General features: G+C 74.1%; 17 protein-coding genes. 4 read left to right on the top strand and 13 right to left on the bottom strand.

All coding sequences use genetic code 11. The features are described 5' to 3' along the window. Positions 1-137: 137 nt before the first annotated feature. The 4 genes from dnaG to ABZW10_RS32100 all read right to left on the bottom strand — a co-directional run bounded on the left by dnaG (position 138) and on the right by ABZW10_RS32100 (position 5707). A complete protein-coding gene (gene dnaG, locus ABZW10_RS32085) occupies positions 138-2045 on the bottom strand; it encodes a DNA primase (RefSeq protein WP_355372995.1) in 1908 nt (635 codons plus the stop codon). A gap of 52 nt (positions 2046-2097) precedes the next feature. After that, complete coding sequence (locus ABZW10_RS32090; protein ID WP_355372998.1) at positions 2098-3414, bottom strand: deoxyguanosinetriphosphate triphosphohydrolase; 1317 nt, start codon at positions 3412-3414, stop codon at positions 2098-2100. A 142-nt stretch (positions 3415-3556) separates the two neighbouring features. Then, positions 3557-4588 carry an SGNH/GDSL hydrolase family protein gene (locus tag ABZW10_RS32095; protein WP_355373001.1) on the bottom strand — a complete coding sequence of 344 codons (1032 nt, stop codon included), beginning with the start codon at positions 4586-4588 and terminating at the stop codon, positions 3557-3559. A gap of 174 nt (positions 4589-4762) precedes the next feature. Continuing rightward, on the bottom strand, positions 4763-5707 hold the full coding sequence (locus ABZW10_RS32100) for a PAC2 family protein (RefSeq protein ID WP_355373004.1): 945 nt from the start codon (positions 5705-5707) through the stop codon (positions 4763-4765). Between the two features lie 739 nt (positions 5708-6446). Between ABZW10_RS32100 and ABZW10_RS32105 the strand changes: the two genes are divergently transcribed. Beyond that, positions 6447-7175, top strand: coding sequence for a GNAT family protein (locus tag ABZW10_RS32105; protein ID WP_344325279.1), 729 nt, complete (start codon positions 6447-6449; stop codon positions 7173-7175). Positions 7176-7242: 67 nt separating this feature from the next. Here the strand turns inward: ABZW10_RS32105 and ABZW10_RS32110 are convergent, their stop codons facing one another. Continuing rightward, positions 7243-7557: a hypothetical protein gene (locus ABZW10_RS32110; protein WP_355373007.1), complete on the bottom strand. Its 315-nt coding sequence runs from the start codon at positions 7555-7557 to the stop codon at positions 7243-7245. A gap of 109 nt (positions 7558-7666) precedes the next feature. Here ABZW10_RS32110 and ABZW10_RS32115 point away from each other — a divergent pair, with 109 nt between their 5' ends. Continuing rightward, positions 7667-8668, top strand: coding sequence for a hypothetical protein (locus tag ABZW10_RS32115; RefSeq protein WP_355373010.1), 1002 nt, complete (start codon positions 7667-7669; stop codon positions 8666-8668). 16 nt (positions 8669-8684) lie between these two features. Here the strand turns inward: ABZW10_RS32115 and ABZW10_RS32120 are convergent, their stop codons facing one another. The 7 genes from ABZW10_RS32120 to ABZW10_RS32150 form a co-directional block, all read right to left on the bottom strand. After that, positions 8685-9596 carry a hypothetical protein gene (locus ABZW10_RS32120; RefSeq protein WP_355373013.1) on the bottom strand — a complete coding sequence of 304 codons (912 nt, stop codon included), beginning with the start codon at positions 9594-9596 and terminating at the stop codon, positions 8685-8687. A gap of 90 nt (positions 9597-9686) precedes the next feature. Beyond that, positions 9687-10229 carry a ribonuclease domain-containing protein gene (locus ABZW10_RS32125; RefSeq protein ID WP_355373015.1) on the bottom strand — a complete coding sequence of 181 codons (543 nt, stop codon included), beginning with the start codon at positions 10227-10229 and terminating at the stop codon, positions 9687-9689. A 280-nt stretch (positions 10230-10509) separates the two neighbouring features. Then, a complete protein-coding gene (gene ppdK / locus ABZW10_RS32130) occupies positions 10510-13218 on the bottom strand; it encodes a pyruvate, phosphate dikinase (protein ID WP_355373018.1) in 2709 nt (902 codons plus the stop codon). A gap of 564 nt (positions 13219-13782) precedes the next feature. After that, a complete protein-coding gene (gene dusB, locus ABZW10_RS32135) occupies positions 13783-14856 on the bottom strand; it encodes a tRNA dihydrouridine synthase DusB (RefSeq protein WP_355373070.1) in 1074 nt (357 codons plus the stop codon). 323 nt (positions 14857-15179) lie between these two features. Next, entirely contained in the window at positions 15180-16100 is a 921-nt protein-coding gene (locus ABZW10_RS32140) for a DUF4097 family beta strand repeat-containing protein (protein WP_355373020.1), read from the bottom strand. Beyond that, the gene (locus ABZW10_RS32145) at positions 16097-16741 is read right to left on the bottom strand and encodes a response regulator transcription factor (protein ID WP_355373022.1); all 645 of its coding nucleotides are present in this window, start codon (positions 16739-16741) and stop codon (positions 16097-16099) included. Before ABZW10_RS32145 ends, ABZW10_RS32140 begins: the two co-directional genes overlap by 4 nt. Next, positions 16729-17958 (bottom strand): histidine kinase, encoded by a 1230-nt coding sequence (locus tag ABZW10_RS32150; protein WP_355373024.1) that lies wholly within the window; start codon positions 17956-17958, stop codon positions 16729-16731. Before ABZW10_RS32150 ends, ABZW10_RS32145 begins: the two co-directional genes overlap by 13 nt. A 134-nt stretch (positions 17959-18092) precedes the next feature. Here ABZW10_RS32150 and ABZW10_RS32155 point away from each other — a divergent pair, with 134 nt between their 5' ends. Further along, entirely contained in the window at positions 18093-18749 is a 657-nt protein-coding gene (locus ABZW10_RS32155; protein WP_355373026.1) for a hypothetical protein, read from the top strand. A gap of 377 nt (positions 18750-19126) precedes the next feature. Here the strand turns inward: ABZW10_RS32155 and ABZW10_RS32160 are convergent, their stop codons facing one another. After that, positions 19127-20080 (bottom strand): helix-turn-helix transcriptional regulator, encoded by a 954-nt coding sequence (locus ABZW10_RS32160; protein WP_355373029.1) that lies wholly within the window; start codon positions 20078-20080, stop codon positions 19127-19129. A gap of 202 nt (positions 20081-20282) precedes the next feature. Between ABZW10_RS32160 and ABZW10_RS32165 the strand changes: the two genes are divergently transcribed. Beyond that, positions 20283-21641, top strand: coding sequence for an MFS transporter (locus ABZW10_RS32165; RefSeq protein WP_355373073.1), 1359 nt, complete (start codon positions 20283-20285; stop codon positions 21639-21641). The last annotated feature ends 53 nt before the right edge of the window (positions 21642-21694 follow it).

The following is a 21694-nucleotide window of genomic DNA, read 5'->3' on the forward strand; positions in this document are numbered from 1 at the left end:
CCTCGGGGCTGGCGCGACTCTGGCGGACCCGCGCTGAACGGAGACAGGACGTCCTCCAGTGTGGGGCACGCCACACTCCGTGGCCGAGACTCGTGCGCGGACTTTCTGAACGCGCTCCTACAAGCGCCCGCGAGCCCCTACAACGCGGCGGCGCCACCGCTGCGCAGCGACTGCCCGTACTGCTGGAGCTGCCACAGCTCGGTCTGCACCGCGTGCAGTTCCTCGGGGGCGGCCCGGTTGCCCAGCCGCTGGAGGTGGGCGCGGACCTCGTCGACCCGCCGGTCCACGGCCAGCATCCGCAGCTTGACCAGGAACTCGCCCGCGTAGACGGCGTCCGCCTTGCGGCGCGAGCGCACCGGCTCCACGGTCAGCTCGGTGACCAGCGAGCGCACCCGGTCGTCCGGGCAGGCCTCGCGCACCACGGTGGTGAAGTCGGCCAGCGCGGCCCCGTACGCGGCGCCGCCGGCCTGGCCGATCGCACGGCGCACGGCGGTGTACGGCGGGGTCGGGAACTCGTCCTCGCCGTAGTTGTCGAAGGCCGGCGCGACCAGGTCCGGGTGTTGCAGGGCCAGCTTGAGCAGCTCGCGCTCGACGAACTGCGCCGGGTCGCGCGGGTTGAGCACGAAGGCGGGCCGGGCCGGGCGGGCCTGCTGGGCCGGCTCGGGCCGGCGCTGCTGGCCGTTGGCGCGCGGGTTCTGCCGGCGCTCGCGGTCCCAGCGGGCCAGCTGGGAGACCCGGCGGACCACGAACGGCTCGTCCAGGATGCCGAGCATGCCGGCCAGCCGGACGGCGTACTCGTGCTGGATCGAGCGGTCCTTGATCTTGGCGACGATCGGCGCCGCCTCCTCCAGCGCCGCCGAGCGGCCCTCCGGGGTGTCCACCCGGTGCTTGGCGACGGCCGAGTTCAGCGCGAACTCGAAGAGCGGGACGGGATTGTCGATCAGCTCGCGGACCGCGTCGTCGCCCTTGGCCAGGCGCAGGTCGCACGGGTCCATGCCGCCGGGGCTGACCGCGATGGAGGTCTTGGCGGCGAACTTCTGGTCGTCCTCGAAGGCGCGCAGCGCGGCCTTCTGGCCCGCCGCGTCGCCGTCGAAGGTGAAGACGGTCTCGCCGCGGTACTGGGAGGTGTCCATCAGCAGCCGGCGGATGATCTTGATGTGGTCCTCGGCGAAGGCGGTGCCGCAGGTGGCCACCGCGGTGGTGACCCCGGCCAGGTGGCAGGCCATCACGTCGGTGTAGCCCTCGACCACGACCGCCCGGCCCGACTTGGCGATCTCCTTCTTCGCCAGGTCGATGCCGTAGAGCACGTGCGACTTCTTGTAGATCGGCGTCTCGGGGGTGTTGAGGTACTTCGGCCCGTTGTCGTCCTCGCGCAGCCGCCGGGCGCCGAAGCCGATCACCTCGCCGGCGATGTCCCGGATCGGCCAGACCAGCCGCCCCCGGAACCGGTCGATCAGACCGCCGCGCTGGCCCTGCGAGGCCAGGCCGCCGAGCAGGATCTCCTTGTCGCTGAACCCCTTGCCGCGCAGGTAGCGGACCAGGTGCTCCCAGCCGGCCGGGGCGTAGCCGACGCCGAAGGTCTTCGCGGCCTCCTCGTCGAAGCCCCGCTCGGCCAGGAAGCGGCGGCCGATCTCGGCCTCGGGCGAGGCGAGCTGCTCCTGGTACCAGGCGGCGGCCACCTTGTGCGCCTCGACCAGGCGGGTGCGCTCGCCCTGCTGGTGGCGGGGGCTGTAGCCGCCCTCCTCGTAGCGCAGGGTGATGCCGGCCTGGGCGGCCATCCGCTCGACGGCCTCGGCGAAGGTGAAGTGCTCGATCTTCATCAGGAAGGCGATGGTGTCGCCGTTCTCCTGGCAGCCGAAGCAGTGGAAGACGCCCTTGGACGGGTTGACGTAGAAGGAGGCGGACTTCTCGTCGTGGAAGGGGCAGACGCCCTTGTACTCGCCGCCGCCACCGTTGGTCAGCTGTACGTAGTCGCCGACCACGGCGTCGATCGGCAGTGCGCTCCGCACCGCCTGCACGTCTTCGTCCCTGATCCGCCCGGCCACCCCGGAAGTCTACTGGGGCGACCGGGCCGGACGGCGGGGCGAGCGACCCGGGTCAGGTCCGGGCCGGGCCGACCAGCCGGGAGTGCAGGGCCAGCGCCGAGGCGTCGGTGAGGGTGGCGATCTGGTCGACCACGGTGCGCAGGGCGGCCCCGTCGTCCTCCGCCTCGCGGTACATCGCGGCGAAGACCGGGTCCAGCGCCTCGGGGGCGCGCCGGCCCAGGACCTCGGCCAGCTCGGCGATCACGATCCGCTGCCGGGCCCGCAGCTGGGCCTGCTCGTCGCGCTGCATCACGTACCGGACGGCGACCGCCTTGAGCACCGCGCACTCCAGCCGGACCTCGCGCGGCACCACCAGCTCGGCCGCGTACCGGGTGAGCCGGCCGGGGCCGTAGCGGGCCCGGGTGGCCTGCTCGGCGGCCAGGCAGAACCGGCCGATCAGCTGGCTGGTGAGGTCCTTGAGCCCGGAGCGGGCGCGGGCCGTGCCGTCGTAGGACTCGGGCCACCACTCCTGGGCGAGCAGACGGTCCAGGGCGGCGGCCAGCTCCTCGGGCCCGGCGTCCCGGGCGTAGCGCTCGGCGACCTTGAACAGTTCGGCGCGCTCGCCCGGGGCGCGCAGCGCGGCCGGGTCGATGTGGCCGGCCTGGAGGCCGTCCTCGACGTCGTGGGTCGAGTAGGCGACGTCGTCGGCCCAGTCCATGACGGTGGCCTCGAAGCACTTGCGCCCGGGCGGGGAGCCGGCCCGCATCCAGCGGAAGACCGCCAGGTCATCGGCGTAGACGCCGTACTTGGGCGAGGCCGGGTCGGTGGGGTGGGCGCCGTGCGTCCAGGGGTACTTGGTGGCGGCGTCCAGGGCGGCGCGGGTCAGGTTGAGGCCCACGCTGCGGCCCGGCCAGGGGGCCAGCCGGGCGGGTGCCTCGTCCTGCGGGGCGAAGCGCTTGGGCTCCAGGCGGGTCAGGATGCGCAGCGACTGCGCGTTGCCCTCGAAGCCGCCGCAGGCCTCGGCGGCCTGGTCGAGCGCTTCCTCGCCGGTGTGGCCGAACGGCGGGTGGCCGATGTCGTGGGCCAGGCAGGCGGTCTCGACGAGGTCCGGGTCGCAGCCGAGCGCGGCGCCCAGCTCGCGGCCGACCTGGGCGCACTCCAGCGAGTGGGTCAGCCGGGTGCGCGGGAAGTCGCTGCGCATCGGGGCGACCACCTGGGTGGTGCCGGCGAGCCGGCGCAGGGCGGCGGAGTGGAGCACGCGGGCGCGGTCGCGCTGGAACGCCGTACGGCCGGGGCGCTTGTCCGGTTCGGGTACCCAGCGGGCCTCGGCGGCGTGATCGTACGGGGTCGGGGCCGGGGCTGCGGTGAGGCGGTGCGCGGTGTCGTCCATATGACCCTCACGGTACGCCGCGGCGGTGACAGCGGAAGTGTGCCGCGCGCTACGGCGCGCGGGCCGGGGCGTGAACCCTTGGCCGCGCGCCGTAGGCCCCCACCGTCGGCCTGGCGGGGCTGTCTCCGGCTCCGATCGGGGCTCAGCCCCGGACCGCCTTGAGGACGGCCTCGGCGGCGCCCTCCTGGCCCTTGGCGTTCGGATGGATGGCCGCCAGGCCGTGCGCCGGGAACGGCGGCTCCACCCAGCGGGCGCTCTCCCCGGCGCACATGTCGTGGCCGGCCGAGGGGGCCGCGAGGTCCACGAAGACCGCCCCGGCCGCCTCCGCCCGCCGTTTGAGCATGGTGTTGAGCTGCTGCTCCTTCTCCACCAGGAAGCCCAGGTCCCCGCCGGCCACGGTGGAGCCCAGCACCGGGACGCAGCTCGCCGGGTCGGCGGGCAGCAGCGCCGGGTAGCCGACCACGTAGACCCGGGCCTGTGGGGCGCGGCGCTTGATCTCCTTCAGCTGCTGGCCGAGCCGCTCGCCCGCCGCGTCGACCTTGCGCTGGACCTGGTCGCCGCCGCCGTCCGCGGCGGCGTAGGAGTCGCGGCACGGCGCGGCGGCGCGGTCCGAGCCGACCAGGCCCCTGAGCGCGTCCACCAGATTCTCCTTGGCGCACTGGCCGACGACGTCCATGAAGCCGGCGTCGTTGCCGCCGATCCCGATGGTCACCAGGCGGGTGGCCGGGGTGAGCGCATCCAGCTGCGGCGGGTTGCTGCCGCCGTCGGTGCTCTGGGCGCCGGTCAGGTCGCCGGTGCGGGCGCCGCTGCAGCTGACGTCGTGGAACCGGTCTCCGGACAGGCCGAGCGCCTTGGCCACCAGGGACGGGTAGTTGACCGCCGACCGGGAGCAGCCCTTCGGCTCCGCCTCCTGCTGCGGGCTGATCTTCAGACCGGAGGTGTAGGAGTCGCCGAGCGCCACGTACGGCCCGGTGGGCGTCGGCGTCGGTGTCGGTTTCGGGGTGGTCACGGCGGCGGCCCGCGGCGGCGCGGAGCCGTCCGGGGCGGCCGCGGCGACGGTTTCGGGACCGGCCGCCGGGCCGGTGGAACCGGAGCAGCCGGCCACCAGCACGGCGGCGAGGCCCGCGCTCACCGCGCCGGTGAGCGCGGCGGTCGGGCGTACGGACAGTGGCACGGGATCCCCCCGGGTAGGAGCCGGTAGCGCTTCTTCCTACGACGGCCCGTCCCCCGGGCACCGCAGGGCCCAACGGACGGGCGCGCGCGATCGATCCCGCCCGGAGGCGCGAATTTCCGCTCCGCCCGCCGCCCCGGACTCCACTCCGGCCTCCGCCGCTCCCCGCGCCGGCCGCTACTCCGGCCCGCGCTCGTGCTCGGCCAGGAACTGCTCGAAGCGCCGGCCCAGCTCGTCCGCCGACGGCAGGTCCACCGGCTCGGCCAGCAGGCTCTCCCGGTCCTCGGCGCCGGCCACCGCGTCGTACTGGCCCTCCATGCCGCGGATCGCCGAGCGCAGCTCGCCGTCCCCCTGCGCCAGCTGCTCCTCGATGTCGGCGTACACCACGTCGACCCGCTCGCGCAGCGGGGTGCCGGGCAGCACCAGCCCGGTCGCGGACTGCACCGCCTCCAGGATCATCACCGCGGCCGCCGGGTACGCCGAGCGCGCCACGTAGTGCGGCACGTGCACGGCGAAGCCCAGCACGTCGTGCCCGGCCTCGGCGAGGCGGTACTCCAGCAGTGCCTGGGCGCTGCCCGGCACCTGGGCCTGCTCGAACCACTGCGGGTAGCCGGCCGCGAGGTCCAGCCGGTTGCCGTGCGGCGTCAGGCCGACCGGGCGGGTGTGCGGCACGCCCATCGGGATGCCGTGGAAGTCGAGGCTCAGCCGCACGTCGAAGCGCTCGACCAGCTCGCGGACCGCGGTCGCGAAGCGCTCCCACTCGACGTCCGGCTCCGGCCCGCTGAGCAGCAGGAACGGCGAGCCGGCCGTGTCGTGGACCAGCTGGAGCAGGATCTCCGGCGGCTCGTACGACGCCCAGTGCTCGCGGTCGAAGACCATCGCGGGGCGGCGGGCGCGGTAGTCCACCAGACGGTCGTGGTCGAAGCGGGCCACCACCTGCGGGACCCCCGTCTCCAGCAGGTGGTCGACCACCTGGCCGCCCGCCTCGCCGGCGTCCATGAAGCCCTCGAAGTGGTGGAGCAGCACCAGGCCGGCGCCGGTGTCCGCCAGCGCGGCCCTCGCCGCGGCCACCGCGGCCACGCCCTGCTGGTCCAGCTCGTACAGCGCCTGGGGATCACGCACCGCTCACCCACACCCCGTTTCTCTCCTCGTCGCGGTTCGCCGCGTCCGCTCCCCCGTGCGTCGGCGCGCGCGGGGGCTCGTGCCCGGCTCTCCTCGTCCAGCGTGCGGGGCGCCGCCGGAATTCCCGGCGGGGCGGGCCCGTTTGCGCGGACCGCCCGCGGCGGGCCGCTCGGCGGGCTGCTCGCGGGCCGTGCGGCGGGCTGCTCGGCGAGGCGGCCGGACCATGATCGCACCCACCGGAAAAGCCCCTGGTCAGGGGGGTGCGAACGGTCCCGGCGGCCCGTCCGGGCGCTGCCCCGGGGGCCATTCGTGTGCCGCGAAGTGACGCACCGACTTCTTACGGGTATCGTCCTCTCGCTGCCTCGCATCGTCGCGTCGTCGTCACGTCGTCCGTAACGCCGTCGACCACGTCCCGGACCGGTGTTCGGCCAGCCACCCACGACGCATCTTGCCTTCACCTGGCCGCCTGCTTCCCTTCGCGCTCTCGTTTCCTCCTCGGCCATCTCGCGGACGCACACTGTCCCCTCGCTCATCCCGCCGGACCGGTCCGTGGACCCGTGTCCGTTCCGGCACCGCGCTGCCCGTCTCCGGGCCGTCGCTCCCCGCTCCGCTCGACCGGCCTCCGGCGTGCGCGGGCACCGGTGGGCGCACTCGGGGCGGGGCGAACCAGTCATCGCTCGCCCGCGCCGCACCCCGGCACGGGCCTGCACCCTCCGACCGATGAAGGACCGAAGGTTCCGTGCCCGTACCTGTCATCCTCACCGGCCGCACCGTGCGGCTGGAGCCCCTCGCCGCGCACCACGCCGAGGCCATCGCCAAGGCCGGCGCCGAGGACCGTACGACTTACGCCTTCACCCCCGTCCCGCACGGCCTGGAAGCGGCCCGGGAGTACATCGCGCGCGCGCTGGCCGACCAGGCCGCCGGCCGGTCGCTGCCGTTCGCCACGGTGAACCAGGCCGACGGCCGGGTGGTGGGCTCCACCCGGTTCCTGGAACTCGACTACTGGCAGGGACCACTGGTCTGGCCGCCGGTGCCGGGTGTGCCGTTCGGCGACCCGGACACCGCCGTCCCGGACGCCGCCGAGATCGGCAACACCTGGCTGTCCCCGCGGGCCCAGGGCACCGGCATCAACACCGAGGCCAAGCTGCTGATGCTCCGGCACGCCTTCGAAGCGTGGGGCGTGCAGCGGATCTCGCTGCGCGCCGACGCCCGCAACCTGCGCTCGCGCACCGCCATCGAGCGGCTCGGGGCGACCTCCGAGGGCGTCCGCCGGGCGCACTCGCGCGGGCTGGACGGGGTGGTCCGGTCGACCGCGTTCTACTCGATCCTGGACAGCGAGTGGCCGGCCGTCCGGGACATCATCGAGCTGCGGATCGCCGCCGCCACCTCGCCGAGCGCCCCGGATCCGGCGATCAACCAGGAGTGCCTTAGACACGGCGGCGGTGCCGGGCACCTGATCACGGCCTGAGGCCCGCCACCGCCGTCCGCCACCGCCACCGCCGTCCACCGCGGGCGCCGGACACGGCGGACGGCGGTCAGCAGGCGTAGCCCATGGCCGCCAGGCCGAGGAGGTCCCGGAGGCGGTCCGGTCCGAGCGGGGCCTTGACGTACCCGGGGTGCGTCTCCGCCACGGCCGACACCGGGCGCCGGCCGCCTCCCGGCACGGGTGCCACCCGGACCGCCCACCACAGCGCGTACGGGACGGTGTCGGCGGCACCGGTCCGGCTGCCGTTGCGGGCGGCGAGGTGGGTGCGGGCGGTGGCGGGAACGAAGAACCGGGCGCCGAGAGCGTCGCCCACGGAAAGGCCGTCGAGCGCGTCGAACGCCGGGCCGGCGTGAGGAGTCGTCATCGGGGGCAAGCCCACCGCGCCCGCCGTCCTGCGTCAACCTGGTTTGACCGGGCAGCCCCCCGCGGGCGATGTTCCGCATACCCCCGATCCGGGCGGGAACCACCCCGGCATGACCAGCGCCGGATCCCTCGTCGACCCGCTGCTGCTGCTCGGCGCCGACCAGCAGCACATCGTCACCCGCGCCCAGCTGCGCGGGCTCGGCGTGCCGTCCGGAACCATCGCGCACCGGCTGCGGGCCGGCGGGCCGTGGCAACGGGTGCTGCCCCGGGTGATCTGCCTGCAGACCGGGCGGCTGACGGCCCACCAGCGGCTGCGGGCCGCCCTCGCCTACGCGGGGCCCAAGGGGCCGGCCGTGCCGTCCGGCGGGCAGGTGCTGCTCACCGGGGCGGCCGTGCTCGCCGACGCCGGGCTGCCCTCGGCCGGGCACCCGGCCGACCTCGCCGAGGTGGACGTGCTGATCCCCGCTCGGCGCCGGGTCGCCGACCGGGGGTTCGTGCGCATCCACCGGGCCGCCGGGGCGATGCCCGGCGGCTTCGAGCGCGACGACGGACTCTGGAGCGCCTCGGTCGCCCGGGCGCTGGCCGACCTCGCGCCCAGGGAGAGCGGACGGCACCGGTTCCGCGCCCTGTGCGCCGAGGCCGTCCAGCGCCGGCACTGCGAACTCGGCGAACTGCTCGACCAGTTGCTCGCCCGGCCGGACGCGCGCGAGCTGCCCCGGCTGGCCTCGGTGGTGGAGGAGCTGACGGCCGGCGTGCGCTCGGTGGTCGAGGGCGAGGCACGGGACGCGGTGCGCGGCGCCGGACTGCCCGAGCCGCTCTGGAACCCGCCGCTCTACCTGGACGGACGGTTCCTGGCCGTCCCGGACGCCTACTGGCCGCAGGCCTGTGTCGCACTGGAGATCGACTCCCGGGCCTGGCACCTGCGCCCGGCCGACCACGAGCGGAGCCTGACCCGCGCCAACCGGCTGACCGCCGCCGGCCTGCCGGTCGTCCGCACCACACCCGTCCAGCTGCGCCGCGACCCGGGCCCGGTGCTGCACGAGCTGGCCGTGCTCCTCGCGGGCGGCCCGCACGGACCGCACGCCCGGATCACCTGGCGCCGGGCCCGCTGACCGACGCGGTCCTCCCTCACCCCTGGCCGAGCAGCTTCCGGGCCGCCGCGACGCGCTGCGCCGACCTCTCCTTGACCGCCTGCAGGGCGGCCTCGTTCTGACCGATGAACTGCTCCTGGTAGGCCGTCTGGACGGTGTACCAGGTGCCGAGCAGCCCCACCTGCGTCTTGCAGTTCATGTCGGCCACCGCTGTGGCCTTCTCCCGCTCCGAGACCGGGTCCGGCCAGCCCGCCGCACTCGCCCGCGCCGGGTCGTCGTAGTGGTGGCCGAGCCCCGCCATGCAGGACTGCCAGGCGGAGATCGCGGCCTTCACCCGGCTGTCGGCGGCGGTCCGGTCGTAGGCCTTCGCGCGGAGGCTGCCGACCAGGTCGCCGGTGCCGCTCCCGACCCCCGCGGCCCGGAACTGCAGCTCGATCTCGCCCATGCACCCGCGGTCGATCCCGGCGTCCACGACGCCGGCCGTGCCGGTCAGCGCCTGCCGGTAGGCCTCGCTCTGCTCGACCGCCCCGGCCGCGGTGGAACCGGTGGTGCCGTTCGCGGAACCGGCCGGCCCGGGCGGCTTGTGGTAGCCGGTCTGCCGGGCGGCGGCGGCCGAGAGCAGCCCGAGGCTGCCCGGATCGAAGGGGCTCGACGGCGGGGCCACCGGGACCTCGCCCGGGTCGTAGTCGAACCCCTTGGCCCTCATGCACGTTTGGGTGGCCCGGCCCATCGCCCGGAAGATGACGGCGGATTCCTCGGCACTGACCGAGTAGCCGTCCAGCGGCAGCGCGACCCGGGCGCCGTCGAGCGGCTCCGCCATGATCTGCCCGATCTCCGGTTCGGGCCCGGCGTCCTCGGCCCGACCGTCCCCGGTACCGAAGGCGCACCCCGTCAGCAAGCCCGTGAGGACGACCGCCGCGGCCACCCCGTGCACTCTGCGTAACCTCATACCCCACCGCTTCCCGGAAAGCCCGCGCCCCCGCGCGGCGCCTCACGGTAACCCCGCCCGAGGGGACGGCTGTGCGCACCCCCCGGGGGTTCAGCAGCGGGCGTCGATCTCCTGGAAGGTGCCGTAGTGGTCGGCGGTCCAGTACTGCTCGCCGGAGTCGCCGGTGACCACGCGGCGTGCGCCGCGGTCCCCGGAGCCGGGGGTGACGACGGTGAACTCGTGGTAGTAGCCGGAGGCCTTGCGCGGGAGGCGGTTCTCGCGGTTCTCGAAGACGATGCCGTCCGAGCGGTAGGGGTACGGGCCGCCCTTGGCGATCAGGCCCAGGGTGTCGAGGGCCTGGCCGGGCAGCGTGGTGCGGCAGACGTCGGCCATCGCCGGGTCGGTCGGCACCCAGCCGGTGGCGGCGGCGCTCGGGGGCGGGGTGGCCGGGGCGGAGGGCTTGGGCGCGCCGGGCTTGGACGCGGTCGGCTTGGGGGCCGACGGGCCGCTCGACGCCTCGGCCGGGCCGGTGGAGGTCGCGGCGGCCTTGGACGTGCCGTCGCCGGTGCCGTCGGACACCACGTAGCCGACTGCGGCGGCGATCGCGCAGAGCAGGACGGCGAGGACGGTCCACAGGCGGTTCTTGCTGGTCATGCGCTCCAGCTTGGCAGTCGGCGGCCCCGCCCGCGGCCAGCCACACATGTGGCCGCCGCCACATCCGGGCGCCGGGCGGGCCCGGCGGCAACCCGCCGCGCCCCGTCCGGGCGGGGGAACACGCACGGCCGGGGCGGGTACGGACGCCGTTGTCCGTTCCCGCCCCGGCCGCTTCACGTACGCCGGTTCTCCTGCGCCGAGCTCCGGTGTACGCCCCTCCCCGATGGAGGGGACGCGGTCAGCGATCCGGCCGCGCCGGGGGGCTCGGAGCCCCCCGGCGTCAGCGCGAGTCGCTGCCCGCAGACTCGATGGCGGCGCGGCCGGCCTCAAGGCGCGCCACCGGGATCCGGAAGGGGGAGCAGGAGACGTAGTCCAGCCCCACCTGGTGGAAGAAGTGGACCGAGTCCGGATCGCCGCCGTGCTCGCCGCAGACGCCGAGCTTGAGGTCGGGGCGGGTGGCCCGGCCGGCCTCGACGGCGTGCTTGACGAGCGAGCCGACGCCGTCGCGGTCGATGGTCTCGAAGGGCGAGACCCCGAAGATGCCCTTCTCCAGGTAGGCGGTGAAGAAGGAGGCCTCGACGTCGTCGCGGGAGAAGCCCCAGACCGTCTGGGTGAGGTCGTTGGTGCCGAAGGAGAAGAACTCGGCGGCCTCGGCGATCTGGCCGGCCGTGACGGCGGCACGCGGCAGCTCGATCATGGTGCCCAGCTTGATGTCCAGCTGGACACCGGTGGACTGGGCGACCTCGGCGAGCACGCGCTCGCACTCGTCGCGGACCAGCTCCAGCTCCTGGACGGTGCCGACCAGCGGGATCATGACCTCGGGGCGCGGGTCCCCGCCGGCCAGCCTGCGCTCGGCGGCGGCCTCGGCGATGGCGCGCACCTGCATGCCGAACAGGCCGGGGATGACCAGGCCCAGACGCACGCCGCGCAGGCCGAGCATCGGGTTCTGCTCGTGCAGCTTGTGCACCGCCTGGAGCAGCCGCAGGTCGTTCTCGTTGGGGTCCTTGCGGGCCTCGGCGAGGGCGACGCGCACCGACAGCTCGGTGATGTCCGGAAGGAACTCGTGCAGCGGCGGGTCGAGCAGGCGGACGGTGACGGGCAGGCCGTCCAGCGCCTGGAAGAGCTCGACGAAGTCGCCCTTCTGCATCGGCAGCAGGGTGGAGAGCGCCTGCTCGCGGTCCTTGTCGTTGTCCGCGAGGATCAGGTGCTCGACCTCCTTGCGGCGCTCCTCGCCGAGGAACATGTGCTCGGTGCGGCACAGGCCGATGCCCTGGGCGCCGTAGCGGCGGGCGCGCGAGCCGTCCTCGGCGTTGTCGGCGTTGGCGCGCACGGCGAGCCGGCGGCGGACGTCGGCGTGCGACATCAGCCGGTGCACGGCCTGGACCAGGCCGCCCTGGACGTCGGCGCCGGCGTGCAGGGTGCCCTCGAAGTACTCGACCACCGGGGAGGGCAGCACGGGGACCTCGCCGAGGTAGACCTTGCCGGTCGCACCGTCGATGGAGACGACGTCGCCCTCCTCCAGCACCAGGCCGTCGGCGGTGGTCATCCGGCGGCGCTTGGTGTCGACCTCCAGCTCCTCGGCGCCGCAGACACAGGTCTTGCCCATGCCGCGGGCGACGACGGCGGCGTGCGAGGTCTTGCCGCCGCGCGAGGTGAGGATGCCCTCGGCGGCGATCATGCCGTCCAGGTCGTCCGGGTTGGTCTCCCGGCGGACCAGGATGACCTTCTCGCCGGAGCGCGACCACTTCACGGCGGTGTAGGAGTCGAAGACGATCTTGCCGATCGCGGCGCCGGGCGAGGCGGCGAGGCCCCAGGCGATCTGCTTGGACTCGGTGTTCGGGGCGAAGCGCGGGAACATCAGCTGGGAGAGCTGACCGCCGGTGACCCGCATCAGGGCCTCGTCCAGGTCGATCAGGCCCTGGTCGACCAGTTGGACGGCGATCCGGAAGGCGGCCGCGGCGGTGCGCTTGCCGACCCGGGTCTGGAGCATCCAGAGCTTGCCGCGCTCGATGGTGAACTCGATGTCGCAGAGGTCGCGGTAGTGGTTCTCGAGCGTCTGCATGATCGTCATCAGCTCGTCGTACGACTTCTTGTCGAGCTTCTCCAGCTCGGCCAGCGGCAGGGTGTTGCGGATGCCGGCGACGACGTCCTCGCCCTGGGCGTTGGACAGGTAGTCGCCGTAGACGCCCTGGGTGCCGGTGGAGGGGTCGCGGGTGAAGGCGACACCGGTGCCGGAGTCCTCGCCGAGGTTGCCGAAGACCATGGTGCAGATGTTGACCGCGGTGCCCAGGTCGTTCGGGATGCGCTCCTGGCGGCGGTAGAGCCGGGCCCGGTCGCCGTTCCAGGAGTGGAAGACGGCGTGGACGGCGAGGTCCATCTGCTCGCGCGGCTCCTGCGGGAAGGCCCGGCCGGTCTCGCGCTCGACGATGCCCTTGAACACCTCGACCAGCCGCTTCAGGTCGCCGGCGTCCAGGTCCAGGTCGTTGACGGTGCCCTTGGCGTGCTTGGCCTCGTCCAGGGCCTCCTCGAACAGCTCGCCGTCGACGCCCAGCACGGTCTTGCCGAACATCTGGACCAGGCGGCGGTAGGAGTCCCAGGCGAAGCGCTCGTTGCCGGACTGCGCGGCCAGACCGGCCACCGAGGCGTCGGAGAGGCCGATGTTCAGGACCGTGTCCATCATGCCGGGCATGGAGAACTTGGCACCCGAACGCACCGAGACGAGCAGCGGGTCGTCGGCCTGGCCGAGCTTCTTGCCCATCTCCTGCTCGAGGGCGTCCAGGTGGGCGCTGATCTCCTCGTGCAGGGAGGTGGGCTCGCTGCCGGTCTCCAGGAAGACCTTGCAGGCCTCGGTGGTGATGGTGAACCCCGGAGGGACCGGAAGGCCCAGGTTGGTCATCTCGGCCAGGTTCGCGCCCTTACCGCCAAGAAGATCCTTGAGGTCCTTGTTTCCTTCAGTGAAGGAGTAAACAAACTTCTGCTGGGACGCCACGGGACGGTCTCCTCGCACACGGTTGCCCTGACGCCGGAGAACATACCCATTTCGAAGGCGCCTCCGCGCCGCCAATAGGGCGTACGTCGCCAGGATCGGCAAGTAACCCGCTAGATCGAATGCACTGAATGGCGTTCACCTCTGGTGGTGAAATCGTCCGGCTGACGCTAGCGAGCGTTCAAGTCTTGAAGGCGGCGAAACCGGAAGATCACATAACGGGGACGCACCGTAGCGACGGACGCTCCGGCCTGACGGACCGGCTTGATTTCCTGCACCCTCAGTGCCCGATCCGCCGCCACTCCCCTTCGGGAAGCGATCCGCCCCCGACTTGTTCATTTCGTCCTGTCGGCCACCTCCGACCGCCAGGGTATGTGGCCAGCGTCACGGGCGCATCTCAGCGTTCGAACGTAGAGCCGCTCCGCCTGTCGTCGCACTGCGTCCAGAAATGAGTCCGCTCCGTGATGTTCGACTGCCAAAAAGGAGCCCTCTTGGCCATATTGGCCAAGAGGGCTGGGCCGCAGTGGCCATCGACCCCAAGGGGGTATTTTTGCCGGAGCGTATAGATCAACCGCCAGAGGTGTCCGATTCGGCATCTTCGCCCGGCCGGGCGCAGTCGTACGGATCGTCCAACCAGCCTTCCGGCAGGACGACCCGGTTGTTGCCGCTGGTCCGCCCGCGCGGACCGTCCGCACCGGCAGGCCAGGACTGCGACTGCTCCACCAGGGCGAGGGTTTCGGCCAGTTCGGCGAGCGAGGAGGAGTTGGCCAGCTTCACCCGCAGCTCCGAGCCCACCGAGAAGCCCTTGGTGTACCAGGCGACGTGCTTGCGGAAGTCGATCACGCCGCGGGCCTCGTCGCCCAGCCACTCGCCGAGCAGCTGCGCGTGCCGGACCATCGCCCGCGCCACGTCGGCGAAGGTCGGGCGGGCGTAGTCCACCTCGCCCTCGAAGATCGCCACCAGGTCCTTGAACAGCCACGGCCGGCCCAGGCAGCCGCGGCCGACCACCACGCCGTCGCAGCCGGTCTCGCGCATCATCCGCAGCGCGTCGTCCGCCGACCAGATGTCCCCGTTGCCGAGCACCGGGATCCCGGCCGGGACGGCCTCGCGCAGCCGGGCGATCGCCGACCAGTCGGCGGTGCCGCCGTAGTGCTGGGCGGCGGTGCGGCCGTGCAGGGCGATCGCCGAGACGCCCTCCTCGGCGCCGATCCGGCCGGCGTCCAGGTAGGTGAGGTGGTCGTCGTCGATGCCCTTGCGCATCTTCATGGTGACCGGCAGGTCACCGGCGTTGGCCACCGCCTCCCGCAGGATCTCGCGCAGCAGGTTGCGCTTGTACGGCAGCGCGGAGCCGCCGCCCTTGCGGGTCACCTTGGGGACCGGGCAGCCGAAGTTGAGGTCGATGTGGTCGGCCAGGCCCTCGTCGGCGATCATCCGGGCCGCCTTGCCGACGGTCACCGGGTCCACCCCGTACAGCTGGATCGAGCGCGGCTTCTCGCTCGGGTCGAACTTGATCAGCTGCATCGTCTTGGCGTTGCGCTCGACCAGGGCCCTGGTGGTGATCATCTCGGAGACGTAGAGGCCCTTGCCGCCGCTCTGCTCACGGCACAGGGTGCGGAACGGCGCGTTGGTGATGCCGGCCATCGGGGCCAGTACGACGGGCGGCCAGACCTCCAGCGGGCCGATGGACAGCGGCGCGAACTCGGCGGCGGTGGCGGCGGCCACGGGGGCGCCGGCCGCCGCAGTGGTGTCGCCGTCGGCGGGGCCGGTCGCGGTGACCGTCGCGGTGCTCGGCTCGATGGGTGCGGGCGGGACTGTCATGCGCGGCTGACCTCGGGGACGGCGGGTGGGGGACTCTTCATTGTCCCCCACCCGGCCGAGCCGCCCGGGGCCCTCGTTCCCGGGCCTCGCGGCGGCGGACCGGTCCCCGCGGGGTCCCCCCCCCCGGGGTCACCCCGCAGGGGCGCTCATCGGGGGGTCCATCGGGGCCACCCGTCGTCGTCGACGTCCTTCGCGAAGACCGACACCGAGCCGGAGCTGACCGAGACCCTGATCTTGTTCGGGCTGGAGCGGTCGGCCAGCGCCGGGTCGATTTCGCCGAGCGCCAGCGGGGACGCCCCGCCGTCGAAGTCGTAGCGGGATCCCCGGGGCAGGCCCAGGACCACCGTCCCGGAGGTCACCCCGATGTCCACGATCCTCGGGACGGCGGCGAAGCCCAGTTCCATCGAACCCGAGGTCGCGGCGACGTTGACGTCCGGGGAGGTGAGGTGGCTGCCGCGCACCGAGCCGGAGGTGGTGCGGACGGTCACCGGGCCGGACACGTCGGTCAGCAGGACCTCGCCCGAGGTGGAGAGCAGACTGACCTCACCCGCCACCCCCGCGACGTGGACGCTTCCACTGGACAGCTTGCCGGTCACCGCGACTCCGGGCGGCACGTCCAGCTCGATCACCGCGCCGCAGCCGAAGTCCCCGACCGCCGACAGCACCCGGTCGCAGCGCATCCGGACGTCGAGCAGGCCCTGGTCGAACTGCGTCGTGACCACCGGCGTCCGGATCTTCCAGTTCAGGTACTCGCGCACCACCACCCGGCCCTCCTGCCCGGGGCGGATCCGGACCGTGGCGTTGCCCGTGTCCAGCCGCACCTTGGTCACCGCGACCGGGTAGGACCGCTCCGAGCGGGTGCGCTGCTGCACGGCCATCGCCCAGGTCTGCACGAAGCCGACGACCAGCACCATGAGGAGCGCGAGCGTGCCGAGCAGCCGCCAGGTCCGGCGGCCGCGGGTGCGGCGGGCGGGCTCCGGCGCCCGCTCCCGCGCGTCGGCCGGCGTCCCGCCGGACGCCGCCCCCGCCGGCCCGGTGGCCGTCGTCCCCGCCGTCGTCATCGTCATCCCACTTCCAGGAAGCGCAGAACCGCCAGCACCCGCCGGTGGCTCTCGTCGGCGGGCGGCAGGTCGAGCTTGGCGAAGATCGAGTTGATGTGCTTGGCCACCGCGCTGTCGCTGACCACCAGGGCGGCGGCGATGGCGGCGTTCGAGCGGCCCTCCGCCATCAGCGCGAGCACGTCCCGCTCGCGCGGGGTCAGCCGCTCCATCGGATCGCGGTGGCGGCGCACCAGCAGCTGGGCGACCACCTCCGGGTCCAGCGCGGTACCGCCCTCGGCGACCCGCTGCAGCGCGTCCACGAAGTCGTCGACGTTGGCCACCCGCTGCTTGAGCAGGTAGCCGACGCCACTGGTATTGCTGGTCAGCAGGTCCGCGGCATACCGCTCCTCCACGAACTGGGAGAGCAGCAGCACCGCCACCTCCGGCCACTGCCGGCGGATCAGCAGCGCGGCCCGCACCCCCTCGTCCGTGTAGCCGGGCGGCATCCGGACGTCGGCCACCACCACCTGCGGGCGGTGCTCCTGCACCGCGGCGAGCAGCTCCTCGGCGTCCCCGACCGCGGCGGCCACCTCGTAGCCCACCGCCTCCAGGACCTTGACCAGGCCGACCCTGAGCAGGACGGAATCCTCGGCGATCACAGCACGCACGGCAACTCCACGGTGATGGTGGTCGGGCCCCCGACGGGGCTGAGCACGGACAGGGACCCGTCGACCGAGGCGGTGCGCTGGCGCAGACCGGTCAGGCCGGTGCCGCGCGCGGCGTCCGCCCCGCCCACGCCGTCGTCGCTGACGACCAGGCGCAGCCGGCCGCCGGCCGTCCGCACCGAGACGTCCGCCCGGGTGGCCCGGGCGTGCTTGGCCACGTTGGTCAGTGCCTCGGAGACGGTGAAGTAGGCGACCGCCTCGACGGTCGGGGCTATCCGCTCGGCCACCTCGACGTCCAGCCGGACCGGCAGCGGGGCGCGGGCGGCGATCCCGGAGAGCGCCGCGTCCAGCCCGCGGTCCTCCAGGACGGCCGGGTGCAGGCCGCGGACCAGGTCGCGCAGCTCGTCGATGGCCGCCTGGGCCTCCTGGTGCGCCTCGACGATCACCTGCATCGCCTCGGGCGGGACGTCCTTGAGGGTGCGGCGGGCCAGGCCGAGGTTCATGGCGAGCGAGGTGAGCCGCTGCTGGGTGCCGTCGTGCAGGTCGCGCTCGATCCGGCGGCGCTCGGCGTCGACCGCGTCGACCAGTCCGGCCCGGCTCTCGACCACCTCCTCGATCCGGTGCTCCAGCTCGGCGGTGCGGCCCGGGCCGAGCATCCGCACCGCGATCGCCTCGTCCAGCCAGGCCAGCAGGCCGGCCGCTGCGGGCAGCACCACGAGCAGCAGCAGGCCGCCGACGGTGAGCGCGACGTCCAGATCGGCCCAGTGCTCGTGGACCGGTGAGCCGGCCGGCATCAGCCAGGCCCAGCCGAAGACCGTCGAGGCCGCCAGGGCCGCGCCCCAGCCGTACATGACGGTGGTCCCGGCGAGCGCGACCAGCGGGCCGACCACCAGGTGGTAGCCGACCTGCCGCCAGCTGACGGCGGTGCGCAGCCTGACGAGCAGGCCGGCCGGCATTCCGGCGGGCCGCAGCAGCGGCGGGATCTCCACCCCGCGCAGCGCGCGCAGCCGGCCGCGCTGCGCGGTGGTGAGCGGGCGGACGGAGAGCAGGATCACGCCCAGGACGATCAGCTGCACCTTCGGGGTGATGGCCAGCATCCAGGCGGGCAGGGCGAGCGGGATCCCGGCGGCGAGGAACCGGGTGTCCCGCCAGGCCGCCGCCGACCACGGGGGCCTGACGGCGCTCCTGGCGAACACGCGGCGGGGCTTCGTGGAGAGCACGGCGGACAGCCTAGAGCCAGGTGATCAAGCGTCACCATGAAGGGGGCTGCCGAGAAATGGTGAAGCTAGGTACACCCTCGATTCGGATCGGCGCACTACCGACAACAAGGCGGCCGAGGACGAGTCTTGACGGCATGACGAGCAGCGCATCGAACTCCGCCACCCCGCCGCACGGGCGGCGCCCGGCCCACGGCACCGCCTCGGCCGCCGCCGTCGCCACCGACACCGTCCAGGCCGAGGGCCGGCTGCCGGTCGGGCCTGGCGGCTTCTTCGACGGGTTCGAGCTGCCGGACGGCCCGGTCGCGCCGGTCGGGCCGTGGTCGGTGCGCAGCGTTCCGGCCGGGCGCGGACGGGCGGCGCTGGAGGTGTACGAGCACGGCGAGCTGGTGGACGTGCTGGTCGCCGCCCGGCTCGGCCGCGGTCTGCTGCGCGGCGCCCGCGCCTGGACCGGTGCTGGTACCGGTGCCGGTGCCGGTGCGTGGACGGGCGGGCGGCGGCGCATCCGGCACGGGCTCGCCTGGGGGCGGCTGCCGCGGGGCGGCGCCGCCCCGGCCGTCGGGTTCACCGGCGGGCGGCTGCTCCGGCTCCCGGGGCGGCCCGCGCCGGTGGTCGCGGCGGGCGAGGTGGTCACCGTCGCCGGGGAGTTCTGGCTCGCCTGGGCCGAGGGCGTCTTCGCCGGCGTGCTCGTCGAGCCGGCCGGCGGGGCCGGGTCCGAGCGCTCCCCGCTGACCCGGGTGCGCGCCGCCCGCGGCGCCCGCGCCCTCGTGACGGGGTCGGAGGACGTCCGATGAGCACCGCTGTCCTGTCCGCCCGCCCCGCTCTCCCGTCGTTCGCCCCGGTCGCCGCGCGGGTGCCCGTCCTCGCCGCCTTCGCGCTGCTGCCCTGGGTGGCGGTGCTCGCGGCCGCCGGCGAGACGGCGTGGGTCGTCCTCGACCTGTGCCAGTTCGCCGCCCTGCTCCGGCTGGACGCCGTCCTGCGCCACCGCCGGCCGGGCGCCGTCGTGCCCGCCGCCGTGGTCGCCCTGCTGCTCGCGGGCGACGCCCTGGTCGACATCGCCACGGCCGCCCCGGGCGCCGAGGCGCTCGCCGCGCTGATGATGGCGAGCTGCGTCGAACTCCCGCTCGCCGCACTCTGCCTGGCGCTCGGGCTGGCCCGCGCGCGGCGGCCGTCAGCGGGCCGGCACCGCCGGGGCCGGCGTCACGGCGACGGCCGACGGCAGACCGGTGGGCAGCCGGGTCACCAGCGCGGTGGTCTCCTCGTCCTTCGGGGTGTAGACGACCATCCGCGGGCCCTGGGACGGGCCCAGCCAGAAGCTCGTGTAGTCGAAGCGCAGCAGGCCCACCTCCGGCAGCAGGAAGCGCTTCAGGCCGTTCCCCGGCCGCAGCACGTCGTGCCGCTGCCAGGCCTCGTCGAACACCGGGGAGGCCTGGCGCAACCGGCCGAGCAGCGTCCGCCAGGCGGGCTCGCCCCCGTGGTCGCCCATCCCGGAGCGGAACCGGGCCACCATGACCTCGCGCTCGTCCTCGTGGTCCACCAGCACGTCACGGAAGCGCGAGGGGGTGAACGCCAGCCACATCAGGTTGCGGTCCTCCGGGGGCAGCGCCTCCAGGTCGCCGACGATCCCGGTGTACTGGGCGTTGCAGGCCAGCACGTCGTAGCGGGAGTTGATCACCGCGGCCGGGTAGGGCGCCATCCGGTCCAGGGTCAGCCGGATGCTCGGGGTCACGGTCAGACACTCCCGCACCGGCGCCGGGTCCTCCGCTCCGGCCAGCGTGAACAGATGGGCCCGCTCGCTCGGGTCGAGCAGCAGGGCGCGCGCCACCGCGTCCAGCACCTGGACGGACACCTGGATCTCGCGTCCCTGCTCCAGCCACGTGTACCAGGTGACGCCGACGGCGGCGAGCTGCGCCACCTCCTCACGGCGCAGCCCCGGCGTGCGCCGCCGGCCGGTCAGTGGCAGCCCCACCTGCTCGGGGGTGATCCGCTCCCGGCGGTTGCGGAGGAACGCCGCCAGCTGCTGCCGCCGCGGATCGGCGGGTGCCTTGCCGGTGGTTTCCACGACGGTGGATCCGGCGACGGTGGTGGCCGCGGCCGCGCTTGCCGTGACGGTGGTCAGACTCATTCCACCAGGATGCGCCACTCGTCATCCTGTTTCCAGGTACTTCTTATACCCGGATAAGCACACTCTGGTACCAGGGTGCGACGCGGCGGATCGTAGGACCGTGACCCAGCAACTGACCGCCACCAGGCCCCTCGCCACCGCTTCCCCAGCCACCCCCTCCGCCCGCTCCTCCGCCGGCTCCCCCTCCCTCGGCACCGCCGGACTGGTCACCGTTCTGCTCGGGGCGTTCCTCCCGATGCTGGACTTCTTCATCGTCAACGTCGCGCTGCCGACCATCGACCACGACCTCGCCGCCGGCCCCGCCGTGCTGGAGCTGGTCGCCGCCGGGTACGGCATCGCCTTTGCCGTCCTGCTGGTCCTCGGCGGCCGGCTGGGCGACATCTTCGGCCGCCGCCGCCTCTTCTTCGCCGGGGCCGCCGCCTTCGCCGTGACCTCGCTCGCCTGCGGGCTCGCCCCCGACGCCTGGTCCCTGGTCGCCGCCCGGGCCGCCCAGGGAGCGTCGGCCGCCCTGCTGATCCCGCAGGTGCTCGGCACCATCACGGCCGCCACCCACGGCGCCCGGCGCGGTCGCGCGCTCTCGGTCTACGGCGCGGTCGGCGGCATCTCGGTGGTCATCGGCCAGGTGCTCGGCGGCATGCTGGTCGCCGCCGACCTCTTCGGCAGCGGCTGGCGCTCGGTCTTCCTGCTGAACGTCCCCTTCGCCCTGCTGGCCCTCGTGCTCGCCCTGCGCTTCGTCCCGGAGAGCCGCGCCGAGCAGGCCGCCAGGATCGACATCACGGGCACCGTCCTGCTCACCGCCACCCTGCTCTCCCTGCTCGTCCCGCTGATGGAGGGCCGCGCCGCCGGCTGGCCGCTCTGGTCCTGGGTGCTGCTCGCGCTGTTCCCCCTGCTCGCCACCGCCTTCGCCCTGGTCGAACGCCGGGCCGAGCGCCGCGGTGACACCCCGCTGGTGCCGCCCACCCTGCTGCGCATCCCCGAGATGCGGCGCGGCCTCGGCATCGCGCTGCCCTACTTCGGCGGGTTCGGCGGCTTCATGTTCGTCATCGCGGTCTCCCTCCAGCAGGGCCTGCACCTCGGCCCGGTCGCGGCCGGCTGGGCGCTGGTCCCGATGGCGGTCGGCTACTTCACCGCCTCCCTCGCCGGCCCCCGTCTGATCGGCCGCTTCGGCAGCCGGGTCCTGACCGCCGGCGCCGCCGTCCAGGCCACCGGCCTCGCCACCCTGGCCCTCACCGTGCTCGCCGACCCGGACGGCTTCTCCCCGTTGCGGATGGCCCCGGGTGTCGCCCTCGCCGGCATCGGCCAGGGGCTGATCGGCACCCCGCTGTTCCGCGTCGTCCTCTCCAAGGTCCCCGCCGACCGGGCGGGCGTCGGCAGCGGGGTGCTCGCCACCAGCCAGCAGTCCAGCCTCGCCCTGGGCGTCGCCACCCTGGGCTCCCTCTACCTGGCCCTCTCCCCCGCCCTCGGCATGGCCCACGCGCTCGCGCTCTGCCTGGGCATCCAGCTCCTGGGCTCGTTCACCATCTTCTACCTGACCACCCGGCTGCCCCGTTCCATCGGCTGACGGCCGGGCCTGGGTCCCCGGTTCCGTCGTGGCCATCCCGCGCTTGCGGGGTG

The organism is Kitasatospora sp. NPDC004723 (assembly GCF_040609255.1).
Classification (GTDB): Bacteria; Actinomycetota; Actinomycetes; order Streptomycetales; family Streptomycetaceae; genus Kitasatospora.

Bases quoted from the DNA above. Each gene is read 5' to 3' on its own strand.
- ABZW10_RS32110 (WP_355373007.1), bottom strand. From the start codon at position 7,557: ATGACGACTCCTCACGCCGGCCCGGCGTTCGACGCGCTCGACGGCCTT.
- ABZW10_RS32125 (WP_355373015.1), bottom strand. From the start codon at position 10,229: ATGACCAGCAAGAACCGCCTGTGGACCGTCCTCGCCGTCCTGCTCTGC.
- dusB (WP_355373070.1), bottom strand. From the start codon at position 14,856: ATGGCCGGCATCACCAACGCGCCGTTCCGCACCCTGTGCCGTGAGCAG.
- ABZW10_RS32090 (WP_355372998.1), bottom strand. From the start codon at position 3,414: ATGGACGACACCGCGCACCGCCTCACCGCAGCCCCGGCCCCGACCCCG.
- ABZW10_RS32140 (WP_355373020.1), bottom strand. From the start codon at position 16,100: ATGACGATGACGACGGCGGGGACGACGGCCACCGGGCCGGCGGGGGCG.
- ABZW10_RS32155 (WP_355373026.1), top strand. From the start codon at position 18,093: ATGACGAGCAGCGCATCGAACTCCGCCACCCCGCCGCACGGGCGGCGC.
- ABZW10_RS32120 (WP_355373013.1), bottom strand. From the start codon at position 9,596: ATGAGGTTACGCAGAGTGCACGGGGTGGCCGCGGCGGTCGTCCTCACG.
- ABZW10_RS32160 (WP_355373029.1), bottom strand. From the start codon at position 20,080: ATGAGTCTGACCACCGTCACGGCAAGCGCGGCCGCGGCCACCACCGTC.
- ABZW10_RS32115 (WP_355373010.1), top strand. From the start codon at position 7,667: ATGACCAGCGCCGGATCCCTCGTCGACCCGCTGCTGCTGCTCGGCGCC.